The organism is Pantoea sp. 18069, assembly GCF_902706035.1.
In the GTDB taxonomy this organism is placed as follows: Bacteria; Pseudomonadota; Gammaproteobacteria; order Burkholderiales; family Burkholderiaceae_C; genus Comamonas.
In genome coordinates this window covers 24345-42948 of sequence record NZ_CACSJA010000002.1, presented here as the reverse complement: position 1 = coordinate 42948, position 18604 = coordinate 24345, and the positions used below count along the sequence as shown (strand labels likewise).

16 protein-coding genes are annotated in these 18604 nt (G+C 68.2%); 6 read left to right on the top strand and 10 right to left on the bottom strand.

The window, feature by feature from the left end; translation table 11 throughout:
- Both puuE and GVL12_RS02300 read right to left on the bottom strand, forming a co-directional pair.
- A complete protein-coding gene (gene puuE / locus GVL12_RS02305; protein WP_159911040.1) occupies positions 1-957 on the bottom strand; it encodes an allantoinase PuuE in 957 nt (318 codons plus the stop codon).
- Between the two features lie 11 nt (positions 958-968).
- Positions 969-1640: a GntR family transcriptional regulator gene (locus GVL12_RS02300; RefSeq protein ID WP_159911039.1), complete on the bottom strand. Its 672-nt coding sequence runs from the start codon at positions 1638-1640 to the stop codon at positions 969-971.
- Positions 1641-1732: 92 nt separating this feature from the next.
- On the opposite strand from GVL12_RS02300, the gene uraH reads away from it, so the two are divergent.
- Positions 1733-2083, top strand: coding sequence for a hydroxyisourate hydrolase (uraH, locus tag GVL12_RS02295; protein ID WP_159911038.1), 351 nt, complete (start codon positions 1733-1735; stop codon positions 2081-2083).
- Positions 2084-2310: 227 nt separating this feature from the next.
- Here uraH and GVL12_RS02290 read toward each other — a convergent pair whose 3' ends face one another.
- Positions 2311-2835, bottom strand: a complete 525-nt coding sequence (locus GVL12_RS02290; RefSeq protein WP_159911037.1) for a hypothetical protein — start codon at positions 2833-2835, stop codon at positions 2311-2313.
- A gap of 90 nt (positions 2836-2925) precedes the next feature.
- On the opposite strand from GVL12_RS02290, the gene xdhC reads away from it, so the two are divergent.
- Positions 2926-3756 carry a xanthine dehydrogenase accessory protein XdhC gene (xdhC, locus tag GVL12_RS02285; RefSeq protein WP_200843437.1) on the top strand — a complete coding sequence of 277 codons (831 nt, stop codon included), beginning with the start codon at positions 2926-2928 and terminating at the stop codon, positions 3754-3756.
- A gap of 131 nt (positions 3757-3887) precedes the next feature.
- On the opposite strand, the gene GVL12_RS02280 is transcribed toward xdhC, so the two are convergent.
- The 5 genes from GVL12_RS02280 to GVL12_RS02260 are packed head-to-tail and all read right to left on the bottom strand — an operon-like array spanning position 3888 to position 8089.
- A complete protein-coding gene (locus tag GVL12_RS02280; RefSeq protein ID WP_200843436.1) occupies positions 3888-4874 on the bottom strand; it encodes a tripartite tricarboxylate transporter substrate binding protein in 987 nt (328 codons plus the stop codon).
- 47 nt (positions 4875-4921) lie between these two features.
- The gene (locus tag GVL12_RS02275) at positions 4922-5599 is read right to left on the bottom strand and encodes an AroM family protein (protein ID WP_159911036.1); all 678 of its coding nucleotides are present in this window, start codon (positions 5597-5599) and stop codon (positions 4922-4924) included.
- Between the two features lie 11 nt (positions 5600-5610).
- Complete coding sequence (locus GVL12_RS02270; RefSeq protein ID WP_159911035.1) at positions 5611-6537, bottom strand: DUF1177 domain-containing protein; 927 nt, start codon at positions 6535-6537, stop codon at positions 5611-5613.
- Positions 6538-6557: 20 nt separating this feature from the next.
- The gene (pepE, locus tag GVL12_RS02265) at positions 6558-7265 is read right to left on the bottom strand and encodes a dipeptidase PepE (protein ID WP_159911034.1); all 708 of its coding nucleotides are present in this window, start codon (positions 7263-7265) and stop codon (positions 6558-6560) included.
- An 11-nt stretch (positions 7266-7276) separates the two neighbouring features.
- Positions 7277-8089, bottom strand: a complete 813-nt coding sequence (locus tag GVL12_RS02260; protein WP_159911033.1) for an IclR family transcriptional regulator — start codon at positions 8087-8089, stop codon at positions 7277-7279.
- Positions 8090-8544: 455 nt separating this feature from the next.
- Between GVL12_RS02260 and GVL12_RS02255 the strand changes: the two genes are divergently transcribed.
- The 4 genes from GVL12_RS02255 to GVL12_RS02240 all read left to right on the top strand — a co-directional run bounded on the left by GVL12_RS02255 (position 8545) and on the right by GVL12_RS02240 (position 14180).
- Entirely contained in the window at positions 8545-9792 is a 1248-nt protein-coding gene (locus GVL12_RS02255; protein WP_159911032.1) for a urate hydroxylase PuuD, read from the top strand.
- An 85-nt stretch (positions 9793-9877) separates the two neighbouring features.
- Complete coding sequence (locus GVL12_RS02250) at positions 9878-11233, top strand: glycerate kinase (protein WP_159911031.1); 1356 nt, start codon at positions 9878-9880, stop codon at positions 11231-11233.
- Positions 11234-11298: 65 nt separating this feature from the next.
- Entirely contained in the window at positions 11299-11931 is a 633-nt protein-coding gene (locus GVL12_RS02245; protein WP_159911030.1) for a Crp/Fnr family transcriptional regulator, read from the top strand.
- Positions 11932-12062: 131 nt separating this feature from the next.
- A complete protein-coding gene (locus GVL12_RS02240) occupies positions 12063-14180 on the top strand; it encodes a diguanylate cyclase (RefSeq protein ID WP_159911029.1) in 2118 nt (705 codons plus the stop codon).
- A 311-nt stretch (positions 14181-14491) separates the two neighbouring features.
- Here GVL12_RS02240 and xdhB read toward each other — a convergent pair whose 3' ends face one another.
- Both xdhB and xdhA read right to left on the bottom strand, forming a co-directional pair.
- The gene (xdhB, locus tag GVL12_RS02235; RefSeq protein ID WP_159911028.1) at positions 14492-16846 is read right to left on the bottom strand and encodes a xanthine dehydrogenase molybdopterin binding subunit; all 2355 of its coding nucleotides are present in this window, start codon (positions 16844-16846) and stop codon (positions 14492-14494) included.
- On the bottom strand, positions 16843-18351 hold the full coding sequence (xdhA, locus tag GVL12_RS02230; RefSeq protein ID WP_159911027.1) for a xanthine dehydrogenase small subunit: 1509 nt from the start codon (positions 18349-18351) through the stop codon (positions 16843-16845). Before xdhA ends, xdhB begins: the two co-directional genes overlap by 4 nt.
- Positions 18352-18604 lie beyond the last annotated feature (253 nt).

Genomic DNA, 18604 nt, shown 5'->3' with positions numbered 1-18604 from the left:
TCAATCCTGGCAGGGGTGGGTCTGTGCCCAGTGGCGTGCGATGTCGATGCGCCGGCACACCCAGACCGCCTCGTGCTGCTGGATGTGGTCGAGAAAGCGCTGCAGCGCCGTGATCCGGCCGGGCTTGCCCAGCAGCCGGCAGTGCATGCCTATGCTCATCATCTTGGGCGCGTTGTCGCCCGCGGGGTCGCCTTCGGCGTAGAGCACGTCGAACGTGTCCTTGAGGTACTGGAAGAAGGGATCGGCGTGCGAGAAACCCTGGGGCAGGGCGAAGCGCATGTCATTGCAGTCGAGCGTATAGGGCACGATCAACTGGCGCGCGCTGGTGCCGTCGCTTTTCGCGACCTTCATCCAGAACGGCAGGTCGTCGCCGTAGTAGTCACTGTCGTAGGCAAAGCCGCCGAAATCGGCGACCAGGCGGTGGGTGTTGGGGCTGTCGCGCCCGGTGTACCAGCCCAGGCCATGCGTTGCGCGCTCGCCGAACAGCTGCTGGAAAATCGCCATCGCCTGCTGCATGTGGGCGCGTTCGACTTCCTCGGCCACGCCCTGGTAGTGGATCCACTTGAGGCCGTGGCAGGCGACTTCATGGCCCAGCTCGACAAACGCCTGGGTCACGTCGGGGTGGCGCTGCAGGGCGCTGGCGACGCCGAACACCGTGAGCGGCAGGCCGCGTTTGTCGAATTCGCGCAGCAGGCGCCAGACGCCCGCGCGCGAACCGTATTCGTAGATGCCTTCCATGCTCATGTGGCGCTCGGGATAGGCCGCGGGATTGAACATTTCGGACAGGAACTGCTCGCTCGCCGGGTCGCCGTGCAGCACGGCGTTCTCGCCGCCTTCCTCGTAGTTGAGCACGAACTGCACTGCGATCCGCGCCTGCCCCGGCCATTGGGCGTGGGGCGGCTTGCGGCCGTAGCCCACCAGGTCTCGGGGATAGGGGGCGGTGGCGTCGTACAGCATGCGGGAAAACTTCAGAGTGAGGACAGGGCCTGGGACAGGTCGTTGGCGGGCAGTTCACGGTCGAACGTCAGCCCGGCCTCGACATGCAATAAATGTTCCTGCATCAGGCGCACGGCCCGATCGGCGTCCCGGGCCGCGAGTGCCGAGACGATCTCGGCATGCTCCTCGTGCGAGTGTTCGGCGGCCGAGGCCGACTGGTACATCAGCATGATCAGCGCGCAGCGCGACGTCAGGTCGCCGATCAGCTGGGCCAGCACCTCGTTGCCCATCAGTTCGGCCATGCGCACATGGAAGTCTCCGAGCAGTTCGGTGCGCTGGCTGACATCGGAACGGTCCAGCGCGGCCTGCTCCGCGGCCACATGGGCGCGCAGGGCCTGGATCTTGGCCGGCGTGACGCCGGCAACAAAGGCGCGCGTCATCTCGGTCTCCAGCATGCGGCGCACGGCGAACACCTGGCGCGCTTCCTGCACCGACGGTGTAGAGACATAGGCGCCGCGCGCGGGCTCGAGCGTGACCAGCCGGTTCTGCGTCAACTGGAACAGCGCCTGGCGCACCAGCGTGCGTGACACGCCGAAGTGATCCGCCAGCTTTTGCTCCCCAAGCTTGGTGCCGGGGCGCAGCTTGTGCTCCACGATGGCGCGGGTCAGCGCCTCGGCGATGGTGCGGGTGGTCGTGGGTTCCATGGCGCAATTTTAGTGTTGCTGGACAAAATTTGTATACAATTTTGTTACGCAAACTGCCATCCGGCAAGGCTTTTGCACACAGGAGATTCCCTATGGGCCTGAGCACCCACGTTCTCGACACGATGCACGGCTGCCCTGCGGCCGGCATGGCCGTATCCTTCTACCGCACCGAGGGTGAGCAGGCGACGCTGTTGCGCCAACTGGTGCTCAATGCCGATGGCCGCACGGATGCGCCGCTGTTCGACAACGCGAGCCTGCAGACCGGCACCTACCGGCTGACCTTCGACGTGGGCGCGTATTTCAAGGCGCGCGGCGTGGCGCTGCCCGAGCCGAACTTCCTGGACCGCGTGAGCCTGGATTTCGGCGTCGCCCATGCCGACCAGCACTACCACGTGCCGTTGCTGGTCAGTCCCTGGAGCTATTCGACTTATAGGGGGTCGTGATAGCCGGCCCTTCGGTCCTTCGACTGGCTCAGGACGCAGGGCGAACGGTGGCTCGGGGCGCGCTCAAAAAAACCGTTCGGGCTGAGCCTGTCGAAGCCCCGGTATTTCCTGGCATCCTGTGACAAGACTTGTCTCGCCCAGGGCGCGCTGAAAAATGTTCGCCCTGCGCCTGCCTGGCCGGCCGCGGACGAACGGGATTTCGAGGCCATGCCTCAAGAAGGACGCGATCAGCGCTGTCCCTCCGTCAACGTATCGAGCTGGAACTGCCCGGATTTGTCCCACAGCCAGGTATCGGTATAGGTCACCTTGCCCATGCGTGCCGGCACGGGATAGGGCGCGGCGCTGCGCACGGTGCGCTCGATTTCGGCGATGACTTCGGGCGCATGTCTGGGCGCGCGCATCCAGCTCAGGCGCTGGACGCGGCCATTGCGGTCGATATCGACTTCGAGCACGCCGATCGCATACAGCATCGGCGGCAGCGGGCCTGCGTAGATGCGCTGGGCATTGCGCGCATACAGGTGCTTGGCCGCATCCTGGCGGTAGGCGCGCGGCGTGGCCGCGCCCGAAGACGCGGGCGCGCCGGCGGCCTGGTCCTGCAGCGTCGCGTCAGGGCCGCGCTGGGGGGGAACGGGAGGCGACTTGCAGGCGGCGACCAGGGAGGCGACGCCGGCCATCAGGCTGGCCCAGAGCCAGGAACGCGGGCGGCCTGCGTCGGAGGGCGTGGAAGGAGAGGGGGAACGCTTATCGGGCATGGTGCGAGGTTATCCTGAAAGCCTGCCGGGCCAGGGATGGCAACGTCCAAAACCATGCACTGCGCTGGCAAAGCGAAGAAGGATTTTCGTTTGAATACATTAAAAACGGCCTGTGACAGGCTTGGTGCGGCGCCCGCCTGTTGGGTCGAAGTAGTGCGCTGCCAGGGGTCGGTGCCGCGCGAGGCCGGTACCTGGATGCTGGTGCTGGCCGACGAACTGGTCGGCACGATTGGCGGCGGCCACCTCGAATTCGAGGCCATGGCGCAGGCGCGTGCACTGATGACAGAAGGCGGGGCAGGCCTGGAGCGGCGCTATGCGCTGGGCCCCAGCCTGGGCCAGTGCTGCGGCGGCGTGGTCTGGCTGCGCTACGAGCCGCTGGCCCGGGGCGATCTGGCCGGGCTGCGGCGGCTTGCCGCGCGCAGCGCCCGGCGCCTGGCGCCCGCGCTGCGGGTGGCCTTGTTCGGCGCGGGCCATGTGGGCCACGCGCTGGTGCGGCTGCTCACGACGCTGCCCTGCGAGTTGCACTGGATAGACAGCCGCGACGCGGTGTTCGCGCTGCAGTGGCTGGACGACGCCACAGGCGCCGTGGTCTGCGAGCATTCCGCGCCTGTCGAAGCCGCGGTCTCCGATCTCGCTGCGCATTCGCAGGTGCTGATCATGAGCTTCAGCCATGCGGAAGACCTCGAGGTGGTTGCCGCCTGCCTGCAGCGCCAGCGCGCGCGCGCCGACCTGGATTTCATAGGCCTGATAGGCAGCGCGACCAAATGGGCGGTGTTTCGCCGCCGGCTCGCGCAGCGCGGCTTCAGCGCGCAGGAGCTCGACCAGGTCACCTGCCCCATAGGCCTGCCCGGAATCCACGGCAAGGAGCCCGAAGTGATTGCCGTCGCGGTGGCCGCGCAATTGCTGCAGCGGCGGGGCTGAGCCTGCGTTTTAACACTGGCGTGCACCAGCGGGGGGCACCGAGCAAGGGCCGCCCCGCAGCGATGGTGTCGCCCCCCTCCCGCGAAGCGAGAGAGGGGGAAGCGCCGAAGGCGCTCAGGGGGTGCGTTAGTTTATTGGGGCTGAATGTTGGCCGCCTTGATGGTCTGCGCCCATTGCGCGCGGTCCTTGGCCAGGTACTTCACGAAGTCGGCCGACGACACGCCGGGCACGGGCTCGGAGCCCAGCAGTGCCATCTTTTCATGCGTAGCGGGGTCCTTGAGCACTTCCTGCACGGCCTGGAAATAGGTCTTCATCACGTCGGCGGGCAGGCCCGCGGGTGCGAACAGGCCTTGCCAGGTGGGCATGTCGAAGTTCTTGATGCCCTGCTCCTGCAAGGTCGGCACATCGGGCAACTGGGGCGCGCGCTTGGCGGTGGTCACGCCCAGGGCCTTGACCTTGTTTTCCTTGACCAGCGCCGCGGCGGTGGTGATGTTGTCGACGGTCATCGCGATGTGGCCGCCCAGCAGGTCGGTGATCACGGGCGCGGCGCCCTTGTAGGCCACGGCTTCCATCTTCACGCCCAGGCGGCTGAGCATGGACTCGGCGATCAGGTGGTTGGAAATGCCTATGCCGGCGATGCCGTAGCTGGCCTGCGGCGTCTTCTGGATATAGCTCTTGAGGTCGTTGATGTTGGCCGCGGGCACGTTGTTGTTGACGATCACCACGTTGGGCTGGGTCGCCAGCAGCGTCACGGGCGCAAAGCTTTCGGGCTTGTACTTGGTGGCCGCGGGGTTCAGGTGGAAGGTCACCGACATCGAACCTGCGGCGCCCATGCCCAGCGTGTAGCCGTCGGCGGGGGCCGTGGACAGGCGCTGGGCCATGATGTTGCCGCCCGCGCCGGGGATGTTCTCGACCACCACCGGCTGGCCCAGCTTGCGGCCCAGCGGCTCGGCGATCAGGCGCGCCAGCGTGTCGGCCGAGCCGCCGGGCGCAAAGCCCACGAGCAGCTTGACGGGGCGCTCGGGCTTCCATTCGGCGAGGGCCGCAGTGGAGCCGAGGGCGGTGGCGGCCAGGGTCAGGGCGCAGACACCGGCGCGTATCATTGGACGAATCGACATGGAAGACTTCCTCAAACTCGGAGTGGAAAAACGGGTGGACAGGACACTCAGGCCAGCAACTGGGCCAGCGCGTCGGCGACGATGCGGTTGGACAGCAGCGTGGGGCGGCCGCTGGCCTGGGCGACGCGCGCGCGCATCGCCTGGCCGTAGCCCATGCAGTGCATGACGATCAGGTCGCACTCTGCGAGTGCGCGGCCCGCGGCGTCGAACGCCGCGTCCGCGGCTGCGGGGGCGGTCTCGTAGGGCGAGGCATGCACGGTCTTGACGGCGCAGGCCACGGGCTGGGCCAGATGGAAGGTCGCGACCTGGGCCGCGAGCGGAACGATCAGGCCCAGCGCCCGGCAGTGCGCCGACAACGCCGCGACATGGTGGTCTACCACCTGCTGCGGCTCGACCACAAGGCTGTGCATGCGCGGGATCAGCGTGCCGGTGCACAGCGGCACGAGCGCGTCATAGCCCTTGTCATCGGCCTGCTGCATCAGCGCCGCCAGGCGCGCCTCGGTCGCGTGGTGGTCCAGCTCGACCGGCGTGCCGTCGCGCAGGCGCGAAGCGAAGCGGTGGCTGCCCAGCCGGGGCGAGAGCGCTGCGCGCTGCGCGGCGTCGAGCCCGTCGAGCACGCCGAATTCGTCTATCCGTACATGCTCGCCCAGGCAGCGTGCCATTTCAGGCACGACGTCGGAGCGCGGCGATTCGCCAATGGTGAAGAAGGCAATGCGGCGTGCCATGGCGGCTGCCCTTATGCGTTCGCGGGCGCGTTGCCCGTGGTCTGCAGGTGGGCCAGCGAGCCGTAGCGCGCCTGCAGCTGGGCCCAGTGCTCGGCATGCACGAAAGCGAGCTTGCCCGCGCCGAACATCTTTGCCACTTCGACGCAAAAGCGCATGGCGACGTCGGTGTCCCAGGCATTGGTCACGCCGGTGGCGCAGCCCGGCACCGTGGTCTGGGCGGTCAGCGCCACGCCGACCACGGGCGCGTCGGTGGCGATGGTCGGCTGCATGATGGAGTTCACATGCGGCAGGCCGTTCTCGTAGGGCGTGATGTCCTGCGTTGTGAGCGGCAGCGTCAGCGGCAACTGGCCGCTGACCCAGCCCATGAGGTCGAGCATCAGGTCGGGAATCGGCAGCAGGTAGCCCTGCTTGGCCACGGGCGTGAGCGCCACGCCGCGCTGGTTCACGAGGCGGTTGCCGCGCGTGGTGTCCACGGCCAGGATCGCGTCCATGCGCTGGCTGACTTCGTGGCGCATCATTTCGCGCATCGCGAACGGCGACTTCATCATCGGCACCGGGTGCTGCGGGCGGGTGCCGGCGCGCGGGCAGATATGCGTGTGGATGATCACGCTGCCTTCGAGTACGTCGCCGCGGTTGTGCATTTCCATCAGATGGGCCGCGGCTGCGAGCGCCACCACGGCGCCGTCGCTGTCGGAGACCAGGCCGGTCACGCTGGGGCGTGCGCCCACGCCGCCCAGGCGCCCGACGATGCCCAGGCGCGGCGCGTCGGGCTTGCTGCCGGGGATTTCAATGGCGATGAAGTCGGTCGACAGGCCGTCCTGGCTCACGGGCGTGACGGTGATGCTGCCGACGCCGAAGCCGCGCAGGTACTCTGCGATGCCCGCGCCACTCACATGGGCGCTGGACAGAAGGTCAATGAGGTGGGAGACGTGTTTCATCGGGTCAGAATTTCAGAACTTCAGAGTTTCCAGGGGCCCATGGGCAGGATTGCCGGGGCCTCGGTATCGGTGAACCAGCGGGCCGGTGTTTGCGGGTCACCCTGCAGGGTGTATTGGTTGCCATCGACGCGCAGGCCCGTGCCTTCGGGCAGGCCCAGCACAGCCACGCCGGGGTTGAGCAGCGCGAACTCGCGCAGCCGCTGCTGGCGCGTTTCGCCGCGGTGGCCTTCGGGGTGGGCTTCGGTGTAATGCGGGTTGATCTGGAACGGCACCAGGCCCAGCGTGTCGAAGCCCAGCGGATCGACGATGGGCATGTCGTTGCTGGTGCTCAGGCGCGGGCAGGCGAGGTTGGCGCCCGCGCTCCAGCCCAGATAGCGCGCGCCGCCCGAGCGCACGCGCTCGGCGATGGCCGCGAGCTGGCCGGTCTGGCGCAACTGGCGCACCAGTGCGAAGGTGTTGCCGCCGCCCACCACGATATGCGTGGCGCGCGCGATGGCTTCGAGCGGCGTGGCCTCGCGGTGCAGTGAATGCAGCTGCAGGCCCGCGGGGCGCAGCGCATCGGCGACCAATGCTTCGTAGGCATCCCAGGTGCGGGTGACGCCGGCGTAGGGCACGAACAGCACGTGGGCAGGTTCTGTTCCCAGCTGCGCCCATTCGGTTATCGCGGGCAGCGCATGGGTCAGAAAGCCCTGGGGGCTGGTGGAGTTGCTCAGGAGAAGAAGTTGCATGGCGGAAAACCTCACAGGGTGGGTGACCACTGCGCGCTGGGCAGTGCGGGTTCGGTCCAGAAGCGGTCGCTGACGCGCCGGCCCAGTGCGCCGACTTCGTCGAGCATCAACTGGCGGTAGCGGTTGATCGACGGTGCATCCATGGGCGCGTGCACGCCGGCCACGAACGACACGCAAAAGCCGCGCAGCTCGCCGCTCACCGGGTGGCGTACCGCGGCCGCGATCGCGCCCACGCCGGGCAGCGCGGCGTCTATCAGCACCGCGTGCCGCTGGCGCGTGGCCACAGCCACTTCCTCGGCCAGCGCGCCCACATCGGCCAGCCGTGCCTGGCTCGGTGGCTCGAGCGCGCGCAGCGCATCGTTGCCGTACAGCGTCTGGAATTCGGCGGGGCTCAGGCGCGAGAGCATGGCCCGGCCCATGGCCGTGTCGCAGGCGGCGCGCAGCGCACCCGGCGGCGACACCACCTGCACCGGAGAGCGGCCGTCGAGGCGCTGGATGACCATGGTCTGCGCGCCGTTGAGCGTCGACAGGTAGGCGGTGAGGCCGGTGCGCTCGGACAGCTGTTCGAGCACCTGCCAGCACAGCGCATCCCAGGAGGCGTTCTGGCTCTGGGGGTGCGACGCCTGGGCGAGCAAGGCGCTGGTGCGGTAGCGGCGCGTGCGCGGGTTCTGTTCGAGCAGGCCGAAGCGGTGCATCTGGTGCAGCAGATGCGAGGCCGAGCTTTTGGGCAGATCCAATTGCTCGGCCACCTCGCTGAAGCTCAGGTCGCTCACGCCCTGTGCGTACACCGTCAGCAGGCGCTGCACGTTTTCCAGAATACTCATGCGAATTTCTCTGTTCGGTTTTTTGGAACTTGGTTCGATATTTAAGTTCATCATACGGGATGGGCATGGGCGCCTGCGATGGCATGCATGGCAATTGAATCAATCGCAACTGCCTTTGCCGGTAGTCTGTGGCTATTCGCTGATGCGTCGGCTCCAGTGAAGTGAGCCATTGCTATCGTCGTTTGCCTTGATGGAAAACCCTGTAAAAAAGGTGCACCAATGCAGTGAGTGCGCTTGCATCCGTGCGGTGCGCAATGCGTGCGCGTGGTGCGGCCGCGTTTTCTCGCAGGTTTCGTGACTTTTTGTATACACTCGCGCCAGTACAGACTGGTCGCAGCGGTGCCCGTGACGGTGGTTCAGCCACCACAGGTGCGCGATCTTCTCCTGCCCAGAGCGCCCGCAGTGGTGGGCAGGTGGATTTTCACGGCAGCCCCACGCTGCCAGGGTTGAGAGCTATGGAAAGCTACATTCTCGATTGGGCCAATCTGCTGCTGCGGTGGTTGCACGTCATCACGGCAATCGCCTGGGTCGGGTCCTCGTTCTACTTCGTGTTTCTCGACAGCAGCCTCACGCCGCCGCAGGACGAAGACTTGAAAAAGCAGGGCGTGAGCGGCGAGCTCTGGGCCGTGCACGGCGGCGGCTTCTACCACCCTGTCAAGTTCGCGGTCTCGCCCCCCAGGCTGCCCGAGCATCTGCACTGGTTCTACTGGGAAAGCTATACGACCTGGCTCAGCGGTTTCGCGCTGCTCACGGTGTCGTACCTGTGGAACGCGAACATCTACCTGGTCGACCCGTCCAACCCCCACGCGCTGCACCCGCATGCGGCGATTGCCGCGGCGCTGGCGTTCCTGGTGGTGTTCTGGCTGCTCTACGACGGCATCTGCCGCATCTTCGGCCAGCGCGAGCGCGGCGACGCCATCGTCGGCGCGCTGGTGCTGGTGCTGGTCTGCTTCGCGGCCTGGCTCGCCTGCCAGATCTTCCCGGGCCAGGCCGCTTTCCTGCTGGTGGGCGCGATGCTCGCGACGTCGATGAGCGCCAACGTGTTCTTCTGGATCATTCCCGGCCAGCGCACCGTGGTCAAGGACCTGCAGCAGGGCCGGCCGGTCGACCCCATCCACGGCAAGCGCGGCAAGCAGCGCAGCGTCCACAACACCTACTTCACGCTGCCCGTGCTGTTCGCGATGCTGTCCAACCACTATGGCTGGCTGCACAGCCATGCGCAGAACTGGCTGGTGCTGATCCTGATGATGTTCGCGGGCGCGGCCATACGCCAGTTCTTCGTGATGCGCCATGGCTTCAAGCTCGGCCGCAATCCCCATCCCTGGCCCTATGCGCTGGCCGGCGTGCTGGTGCTGGTGGCGACGGCCGTCTGGCTCAAGCCCGTGCCCAAGGCGGCCGCGGCAGCGCCCGTGGCATCGGCCGCTCCCGGCGCGGCGCCCGTGGCCGCGGCGGCCGGCGTTCCCGGCTATGAGGCGCTGGGCCCGTTGCTCACGCAGCATTGCGTGGTCTGCCACAGCGCGGCGACGCTGGCGCAGAAGAACGTCAAGCTCGACGCGCCCGACGAAATCAAGCAGCACGCGACCCAGATCTACCAGCAGGTCGTGGTGCTGCGCAAGATGCCGTTCGGCAATCCGGGCGCACTCAGCGACGCGGAGCGCGACCTGGTCAAGCGCTGGTACGAAGGCGGTGCTCCGATAAACTGAGCACCCCCTGAGCCGCTTTGCGGCATGGGCCGCCGAGGTGCGGCCCTTGCTCGGTGTCCCCTTGGTCCGTGCACAATGGCGAGCCATGACTACTACTACCCTTAGCGAGACAAGCGCGCTGCCCGATCCACACCGGCAGCCGCGCGAATTCCTGAACGCCCTTTTTGCGACGGCGGTGCGCAGCGCGCTGCCGCTGCATGCGATTGCCGAGCACCTGCCCGCGCCGCCGCGCGGGCGCACGGTGGTGATAGGCGCAGGCAAGGCCGGCGCGTCCATGGCCCAGGCGGTCGAGGCGCTGTGGCCCGCCGACGCCGCGCTGACCGGCCTGGTCGTGACGCGCTACGACCATGTGCCCGCGCGCCCCGCGGGACTGGCCGAGCGCATCGAAGTCGTCGAAGCTTCGCACCCCGTGCCCGACGCGGCCGGCATGCGCGCTGCCGAGCGCATCCTGGCGCTGGTTCAGGGCCTCACGGCCGACGATCTGGTGCTGTGCCTGATCTCGGGCGGCGGCTCGTCGCTGCTGACGCTGCCCGCCGATGGCCTGACGCTTGAAGACAAGCAGCGCATCAACCGCCAACTGCTTGAAAGCGGCGCCGACATCGCCGAAATGAACTGCGTGCGCAAGCACCTGTCGCGCATCAAGGGCGGGCGCCTGGCCGCGGCCTGCGCGCCGGCGCGCGTGGTCACGCTGACCATCAGCGACGTGCCCGGCGACGATCCTGCAACCATCGCCAGCGGGCCTACCGTGGCCGACGCGGGCAACTGCGCCCAGGCGCTGGCCATCATTGACCGGCTGGGCATTGCGCTGCCGGACAGCGTGCGTGCGGCGCTGCAAAGCGGTGCGCTCGAAACCCCCAAGCCCGGTGACACGTGCTTCGACGGCCATACGCTGGCCGTGATTTCCGCGCCCCAGCAGGCGCTCGAAGCGGCCGCGGCCCAGGCCCGTGCGGCCGGCATCGACGCCTGGGTGCTCAGCGATGAAATCGAAGGCGAGTCGCGCGAAGTCGGCTGCGTGCATGCGGCGCTGGCGCGCGCCGTGGCGCGCCGCGGCCAGCCGTTCAAGACGCCCTGCGTGCTGCTCAGCGGCGGCGAGACCACGGTCACGGTACGCCCGCGGCTGCCGGGCGCGGCCAGGGGCCGGGGCGGGCGCGCGGGCGAGTTCTGTCTGGGCCTGGCCCAGGCGCTGCAAGGCCAGGCCGGGGTCTGGGCGCTCGCGGCCGACACCGATGGCATAGACGGCGTGGAGAACAACGCCGGCGCGCTCGTGGCGCCCGATACGCTGGCGCGCGCGCGCGGCCTTGCGCTGTCGGTGCAGGACCACCTCGACCGCAACGATGCCTGGAGCTACTTCGACGGCCTGGGCGATCTGGTGGTCACCGGCCCGACATTCACCAATGTCAACGATTTCCGCGCGCTGCTGATTCTCGGCTCTGACGCATAGCCCGGCGCAACGGCTTCTTGACATGGCGCAAGATGCCGGCCGGCGCGCTGCGGCACAGTGGCGCAATGTTGCCTTTGTCCCGCATCGATGCTTTCTCTCCGGTTGAACGGCGCAGCGCCGGCGCGCTGCTGCGCGCGCGCGCCACGCGCTGCGAGGATGTGCTGTACCTCGACAGCGGCCGGGTGGCGCTGGGCATACGCGAAGCGCAGGGCGGACTGCGCCACCGGTTGGGCATGGTGCAGGGCCCGGCCTGGCTGGACGCGGCCTTTGTACTGCGTGGGCGCCACTGCAGCCTGGACATGGTCGCCGAGGGCGCGGTCCAGCTGCGCCGCGTGGCACTGGGTACGTTCGAGGCCGGGCTGCAGGGCCTGCCGCCGCTGCTGCGCGGGCTGGTCGACGACATGGCCCGGGCCTATTGCGAGCAGACCGATCTGGCCATCAGCCGCCTGCTGCAGGACGCCGAAGGCCGCTGCGCGCAATGGCTGCTGCAGCATGCCCAGGTCGCGCCTGGGGGGGGCCTGCAGGTGCTGCTGGGCGAGCGCAAGCGCCTGATCGCCGCGCAACTGGGTATCGCCCCCGAAACCTTTTCGCGCGCGCTGCGCCGGCTGCGCGACCAGGGCCTGATCGCGGGCAAGGGCAATCAGCTGAAGTTGCCGCAGCCTGAAGGACTGCGCGAGCTGGCAGGGCACTTTCCCTGAGCCCTGAGCCTGCCTAAGGAGCGAAGGGTCGAAGGGTTACAAATGGTTTCTCCGTGCTATGAGGGTTCCACCCCTGGAGGCGGCGACAGGGGCTGTTTATATTGGCTGAACATTGGTTTCGCCCTACGCCCATGGCCCTTGATGCCGACCTCTCCCGTGCTGCAGGCCTGTCTGACGAAGGCCGTTTGCTGCCGCGTGCACGCCTTGGCCCGCTGCTGCGTTGCCTGCTGCTGCTGATGGTCGTGGCCGTGCTGCTGGCCAGCGCGGGCAGTGCCTGGTATGTGCACCGCGGCGTGGCGCAGGAGTCGCTGGCGCGCGCCAGCGACCAGCAGACCGACGAAGTCGAACTCGTCGCGCGCCTGCTGGCCGCGCGCGTCGAGCAGCAGCAAAAAGTGCTGCTCACGCTCGCCGATGCGATACCGCTCACGCGCCTGCAGGACAGCCAGGCGCTGGCCGTCGCGCTGCACGAAGAGCTGCCGCTGGTCGACTGGTTCGATTCGGTGAGCGTGGCGCTGGCCGACGGCCGTCTCATGGCCTATATGCGAGCTGGCAAGGACAGACCGCTCGATTCGCTCGATGCCAACGAGCGCGAGCTGCTGCGGCGCACGCTGGCCGGCGGCAAGCCCATGGTCGGCACCGTGCTTCAGGCCGAGAACGATGACTTGCGGCTGTTGTTCACCGCGCCGCTGCGCACCGGCGCGGGCGAGGTGGTCGGCGTGATGGCCGGCGGCATGCGGCTGTCGTCCCAGGCGCTGCTGCCGCCCGCGGCCTCCGACGGCTGGACTGCGAGCCGGCTGATGCTGGTCGCGCCCGATGGCGGCATCGTCGCCCACTCCAACCCGGCGCGCTGGCTCGGCCATGTGCGCGACGAGGCCGGCCTGGGCCTGCCTTTCGTGCGCGCGCTGCAGCAGCAGTTGCCGGTCCAGATACGCAGCGCCAGCCAGACCCAGGGCGACTATCTCTACACGCTGGCCGGCATGCCGCTGCCGCAATGGTTTCTGGTGCGTGTCACGCGGCTCGACATGGCGCCGCTGTGGGGGCTTGCGGGCTGGGGCAGCGCGGCGCTGTCAGGGGCCGCGCTGCTGGCGCTGCTCGCCGCCGCGGCCATGGTGCTGCTGACCCAGCCCTGGATGGAGCTCACGGCGCGCGCGGCGCAGATGCTGCAGCGCCATGTGCCTGGCGGCATGCCGCGGCTCGCCTGCCTGCCGGCCCTGTCCCATGCCTGGGGCGAAGTGGCGGTGCTGTGGCGCGCACTGCACGCGCTGTCGCGCCAGCGCGATACGCTGGCCCGGCGCGCGGCGCGCTTTCAGGCGCAGACCGTGACCATTCTGGAGGCGGCGCCGGTGGCGATCGTGGTCACGCGCCACGACCGCGTCGAGCTCCTCGGCACCCAGGCCGCGCGCATGCTGGGCTACGAGCCGCAGGAGCTCCAGGGCTACCCGATACGCCAGCTCTGCGCGAGCGACGCCGAGCACCGCCGGCTGATGGAGCGCGTCCATTGGGAGATGCGCGCCTATGGTCAGTTCGATGGCGAGGTCTGCCTGATGCGCAGGAACGGCAGCCCGGTGTGGCTGCGCATGCAGGGCCGGCGCGTCACGTCGACGCTGCGGCGCGAGGCGGGCGCAGGCGCGGCCATGGTCTGGATGGTCAGGGACGTGACCGATCAGCGCGAAGCGCGTACCCGCCCGCAATGGCTGGCCCAGCACGACGCACTGACGCAGTTGCCCAACCGCGACGCCTTGACGATGCGGCTGCAGTACTGGCTCGACGAACGCCGTAAACCACTGCGTGCCGTGGGCGAGGCCGAGCCTGCGCCCGGCGAAGGCGGGGTGCTGCTGTTTCTCGATCTCGACCATTTCGCCAGCGTCAACGACCTCGCCGGGCACGATGCGGGCGATACCCTGCTGCGCCACTTCGCGCGCCTGCTCGAAACGCTGGTGCGCCACCCCGGCTCGGTGGCGCGCCTGGGCGGCGACGAATTCGCGGTGCTGCTGCCCGATGCGAGCGCGCGCGAAGGCCGCGTGCAGGCCGACCAGCTGTGCCAGGCCATCAGCGCCTGGGAGGCGTCGTACCAGGGCCAGCGCTTCTGGCTGGGCGTGAGCATAGGCATGGTGGTGCTCGATGCGCAGCGCAATATCGCGGCCATGCTGCATGCGGCCGACATGGCCTGCTACGAAGCCAAGCGCCAGGGGCGCGGGCGCGTGCATGAGCACAGCGAGGCATTGGCCGAGAACGTTGCGCCGGATTGAATTCCCGTTCGTCATGCGCCCTGCGCCTGCTGACGGATAGAAGGGCTGACGAGCGCTTGAGGGCGGGCCGTTCATGGTTCGACGGGCGCGCCTAGCGAAGCTCACCACGAACGGTTTTTATCAATCTCGCCGCTGTTTTCCTAAATCGGTCACTTTCTAAGTCATTGATTTAGTTGGAAAAAAAGCTGTTTCTTGAGAGCTTGTCGAAGGGCGCTTCAGGGCGCAGCGTATGTTCGGTCAGCACCTGGCGCCAGGCATGCAGGAGGCTGCTGCCTTCAATCGCGGCTCAGGGCAAATGGTCTGGCTCGCCCCTAAACCCGCCCCAACGCCCGCAACAGATTTTCCGCGGTCGCGGGCGCGGTCAGCGTCAGCGGCTGCCGGGCCGACGCGCCACTGCGCGTCGCGGCGAGCGCATTGCGCAAGGCCTCGTAGACGCTGATCGCCAGCATGAACGGCGGCTCGCCCACGGCCTTGCTGCCGCCGACATTGTCTTCGCGGTTGGCCTCGGGCCAGAGGTCGACGCGCAAATGCGCGGGAATGTCGCCCGCCGTGGGGATCTTGTAGGTGCTGGGCGCATGCGTGGTCAGCAGGCCCTTGTCGTTCCAGACCAGCTGCTCGGTCGTGAGCCAGCCCATGCCCTGCACGAAACCGCCTTCGATCTGGCCGATGTCGATGGCCGGGTTGATGCTGTGGCCGACGTCATGCAGGATGTCCACGCGCAGCACCCGGCTCTCGCCGGTCAGCGTATCGACGGCGACTTCGGTGCAGGCCGCGCCATACGAGAAGTAGTAGAACGGCCGGCCCGTGAGCGTGTGCTTGTCGTAGTGGATCTTGGGCGTGCGGTAGAAGCCGTCGCTCCACAGCTGGATGCGGTTGGCAAAGGCCTCTCCGACCACATCCTCCCAGCGGCGTTCGCTTTTGGGCGTGCGCACCAGGCCGCCGACGAAATCGACGGCGCCCGCGCCGCAGTTGTCGAGGCCGGCGACAAAGGCCGCGAGGTTGTTGCGCACGGTGCGCGCCGCGTATTGCGCCGCGCGGCCGTTGAGGTCGGTGCCGCTCGATGCCGCCGTGGCGCTGGCGTTGGGGATCTTGCTGGTGTCGCTGGCCGTGACCAGCACGCGCGCCAGCGGCACGCCCAGTTCGTCGGCGACGATCTGCGCGACCTTGGTGTTCAGGCCCTGGCCCATTTCCGTGCCACCATGGTTCACCTGCACGCTGCCGTCGGTGTAGACATGGACCAGTGCGCCGGCCTGGTTGAACAGCGTGGCCGTGAAGCTGATGCCGAACTTCACGGGCGTGATCGCCAGCCCGCGCTTGATGATGGGCTGGCCCGCGTTCCAGGCCGTGATCTCGGCCTGGCGCGCGCGGTAGTCGGCGGACTCGGCCAGCGTGGGCAGCAGGTCGTGCAGGATGTTGTCCTCGACGCGCATCTGGTAGTGCGTGAGGCTGCGCGGGCCCTGCGGGTCGGCGTCGTAGAGGTTGTGCAGGCGCACATCGAATGCATCCAGGCCGAGCTGGCGCGCGATGTCGCCCAGGATGGCCTCGATCACGATCACGCCCTGCGGGCCGCCAAAGCCGCGAAACGCAGTGTGGCTCTGGGTGTTGGTCTTGCAGCGGTAGGAGGCGATCTCCACGTCGCTGAGGAAATAGGCGTTGTCGGCGTGGAAGATCGCGCGGTCGGCGACCGGGCCCGACAGGTCGGCCGAGAAACCGCAGTTGACCAGCATCTCGAGCTGCAGCCCGGTGATGCGGCCGCTGTCGTCGAAGCCCACATCGTATTCATAGGCAAACGGGTGGCGCTTGCCGGTGATCATGAAGTCGTCGTCGCGGTCCAGCCGCAGCTTGACCGGGCAGCCGAACTTGTGCGCGGCCACGCTGGCCCAGACCGCCAGATGCCCGGCCTGGGTTTCCTTGCCGCCAAAGCCTCCGCCCATGCGCCGGCACTCGACCTTGACCGCATGGTTCTCCAGGCCCAGCGCATGCGCGACCCAATGCTGGACTTCGCCCGGGTGCTGGGTGCTCGAGAAGATCTGCCACTGGCTTTGCTCGAGCGGCAGCGCATAGGCGATCTGGCCTTCGAGGTAGAAATGCTCCTGGCCGCCGACTTCGAGCCGGCCGCCGAGCCGGTGCTCGCTGCGCATCAGCGCGTCCTGGGCATCGCCGCGGCGCACGAACACCGGTGGCAGCACATAGCTTTGCTGCGCATGGGCGGTGTGCACGTCGAGCACCGCGGGCAGGGCTTCGATATCGCATTCCACCAGGCGCGCGGCGCGCCGCGCCTGGCGCATGCTGCCCGCCACCACCAGGCCAATGACCTGGCCCACATGCTGCACGCTGTCGATGGCAAACACCGGCTCGTCATGGCCGAACGCGGCCAGCAGCTTGTCACCGGGCACATCGGCCGCTAGCACCACGCCGCGCACGCCGCGCAGCGCCTGCGCCGCCTGGCTGTCGACGCCGCGCAGGCGGCCGTGGGCGACTTTCGACAGGATAGGCGCGGCGTAGAGCGTGCCTTTGACTTCAGGCAGGTCGTCGATGTAATGCGCCGTGCCCAGCACCTGGGCCTGGGCGCTTTCGTGGAAATGCGACTGGCCCATGGCCGGCAGGGTGCGCGCCGGCGCCAGCGCCGCGGCGACTTCGGGGGAGAGCGGGTGAAGGACTTTCATGCCTTGGCTTTCTGGACAGCGGCCGCTTGTGCCAGCGGAATCAGGGTGGCGAGCACGGTGTCTGAACCCGTGCTTTCAAGCCAGTAGCGTTCGAGCAAAGAGGCGAGCAGCGCGCGGCGGTACGCGCCGCTGGCGCGCATGTCGGACAGCGGCTGGAACTCGTGGCGCAATGTATCGGCGGCGCGCGCGAGCGTGGCTTCGTTCCAGGGCGCGCCGGTCAGCACGGCTTCGGTGGCGCGCGCGCGCACCGGTGTGGCCGCGACACCGCCCACGCCTATGGCCGCCGCCTGCACCTGGCCGCCCTGCAGCGTGAGCTGTATGGCCAGGCAGACCGCGGAAATATCATCGTCGGTGCGCTTGGAGACCTTGTAGGCGCGCAGCATCTCGCCCGCGCGCGGCTTGGGCACTTCGATGCGCACCAGCACTTCGTCGGCCGCGAGCTGGTTACTGCGGTAGCCGGTGTAGAAGTCTTCGAGCGGCAGGCGGCGCTCACCCTGCAGGCTGGCCAGCACCACCTGGGCGCGCAGCGCGATCAGCAGCGGCATCGAGTCGCCGATAGGCGAGCCGTTGGCGACATTGCCGCCCAGCGTGCCCGCGTTGCGCACCGGCAGGCCCGCAAAGCGCGCGGCGAATTCATCGAGCTGCGGCCACAGCGCCTGCAGGGCCGCGAACGCCTGGGTCAGCGTTGCGGCCGCGCCTATTCCCAGATGCTCGCCGCTGGCGTCTATCTCGCGCAGCTCGGCCACGCGCGTCACATCGAGCACCTGGCCGAATTCGCGCAACTGCTTGGTGACCCAGAGGCCGACATCGGTGCCGCCGGCAACGATCTGCGCCTGGGGGTGGGCGGCACGCGCCTGCAGCAGCTCGGCCAGGCTGCGCGGCGCGAGGTAATGGGCGCCTTCGAGTGTGGGCGCCTGCAGCTGTTGCAACTGCGCGAGCAGCGCGGGCTCGTCGACCTGGGCGCGCGGCAGATCCGCCATCTGCTGGGCGGCGTCGAGAATGGGGCGGTAGCCGGTGCAGCGGCACAGATTGCCCGAGAGGTCATGCTGGGCGAGTTCGCGCGTGATGGTCTGGCCCTGGCAGACGCGGTTCTGGTACATGCCGAACAGGCTCATCACGAAGCCCGGCGTGCAAAAGCCGCATTGCGAGGCGTGGCAGCTGACCATTGCTTCCTGGGCCGGGTGGATGCGGGCCGGGTCGGCGCGTTCTATCAACGGGTCGCGCACCAGGTCTTCGACGGTCCACAACGCGAGCCCCTGTACCGAGTGGGCCAGGCGTATGCAGCTGTTGATCGCCGAATAACGCAATTGCCCGCCTGCGGGCGTGGCCACGGCCTCGCCGATGACCACCGTGCAGGCGCCGCAATCGCCTTCGGCACAGCCTTCCTTGGTGCCGCTGCAGCCCAGGTCTTCGCGCAGGACTTCGAGAAGCGTGCGCTCGGGCGGCACATCGTGCAGTGTCACGGTTTGGCCGCGGCGTATGAATTGCAAGGCAGAGAGGGTCATGGATAGACGTGGAGAAGGCAGCGGGAAAAATGCAGCGGGTCTGGGGCCATGGTGTCATGGCCCTGTGACACAAGCAATTTTCATGCGCTGCGCGGCTGGCGTCCATCGGTGCCGCACCCGAGGCGCATGCGATTGATGCGGTAAAGCACCAATGCGCACGGGTTTTGCTTGCAGCAGACTGGTCGATTGCGCGTTCACGCACGGGGTGCAGGCGCAGTTGTTGCGCATGCATAGTGCCTTCCGGCCGCTGGGC